This window comes from Negativicoccus succinicivorans (assembly GCF_018373335.1).
GTDB lineage: Bacteria > Bacillota > Negativicutes > Veillonellales > Negativicoccaceae > Negativicoccus > Negativicoccus succinicivorans_A.
On the sequence record NZ_JAHAHH010000121.1, the window covers coordinates 1 to 1,639 of the forward strand.

Here is a 1,639-nt window from a genome sequence, read left to right on the forward strand (position 1 = left end):
GGCAAAACCTCCTACAGATGCACCTGCGTCGGTAGCTCAGAAACAAGAAACGAAACCGCCCCTTTTCAAGACCAAAGCGAATTTGTCGCATTTGATTATCTCTATATTTTGTATTGGCGTATATTGACACATTAGCTTCGCACGTTCTCAAGCCTGAAACGATTTCAAAAACTTGATATTCGTTAAAGCCTTTCAATAGCTCTTGCACCTGCTCTAATTGTTCTTCGTTTAATGCTCTTTCTGCCTTTCTTGCCATCGTTAGCACCTCCGCCATGCTTCATTTCATTTTCTTTCGCCAGATAAACAATAAAACAACATTTTTTTACTTCAAGACAAAATCAGACGGGTAGGTGGGCGGCAAGGTTAGGGATCGACATAGTCAGGGGGGTCTTGCGCCCCCTGACTTGTTGTCCCGTCCTAGCCTGCCTACCCCTGCGAAAATCAAGACAGACAATCCCTATATATATACGGGTTTGTCGCACAAATTGTTAACCGCATTTTCAGCCCCTTTATTTACAATCGTCAGCAAGATAAATCTCCCCATTTTTTAATCGCAAGTTTCCGCCCATTCGCTCCTGTTCTTGCATGTATCTGAATACAGTTCTGTCGGTAACTTGTAAATATTCCGCAACATCGGCGTCTTTTGCTCGTCCGTCTACCGTTGCCGTGCTTCCGTTCTTGCCAACCCGTGAAAATATTTCAAAGGCTGTATGCAAGCTTTCCATGCGCTTTTGTTTCTTTTCCTGCTTTGCCGCATTGCCTTTCTTGCTTAACTGCTCTGTATTTAGCAGCGTTCCTAATACTCGACTGTCCGACAAAATATTATCCGTGTCAGGATAATGTCGCGGGTAATCAAACCAAATGTTAATCGGCTCAAATGGAGCAAACTCACGCAACGTTCCTTCAATCCGCCACGCCGTTCGTCCTCCGGTGTCGATGTTTTCCGTGTCCAGTTCCGTCATGTCAATCAGCGCATCAGGATCGCGGGCGAATACGCCGCTGCCGCTCGCTCTGTCCATTGACCGTTTGCCGGCTTGCGTACCTTTTGAATGGTGATGGCAATAAATGACGGCGCAGTCAAGTTCCGTGCATACTTTATCGAATTGATTACAAAAATGCGCCATCTGGTCAGCGGAGTTTTCATCACCGGTGATAACTTTATATATCGGGTCAATAACAACCGCGATATAATTCTTTTTTTGCGCCCTTCTGATGAGTTTTGGTGCAAGTTTATCCATCGGCACTGATTTTCCTCTTAAGTTCCAAATATCAATGGATTTTATTGATTTTGGCACTGTCTCTGTGGCCGCGTATACTTCTTTGAAACGATGTAGGCAACTTGCCCTGTCCAGTTCCAAGTTGACGTATAACACGCGTCCCTGCGCGCAATCGAAACCTAACCATGTAGTACCCTCGGCAATGGCGATACACAATTGAATTAACGCAAACGACTTGCCCGCCTTGGACGCGCCAGCCAATAGCATTTTGTGTCCTTGTCGTAATATACCGTCAATCAATGGCGCCGATAATGGCGGCATATCGTCCCATGTGTCGGCAAGGCTTTCCGGATCGGGTAAATCATCATTTACCGCTTCAATCCATTCTCGCCACTCCGCCCAGCTGCGTTTGCCGATGTTGG

2 protein-coding genes are annotated in these 1,639 nt (G+C 46.1%); both read right to left on the bottom strand.

The window, feature by feature from the left end:
- Positions 1–256, bottom strand: a 256-nt coding sequence (locus KH813_RS06610; RefSeq protein ID WP_303994548.1) for a hypothetical protein, incomplete at its 3' end; no start/stop codon positions are given.
- A 253-nt stretch (positions 257–509) separates the two neighbouring features.
- Positions 510–1,639 (bottom strand): AAA family ATPase (locus tag KH813_RS06615; RefSeq protein ID WP_303994549.1); only part of this gene is annotated, 1,130 nt, incomplete at its 5' end.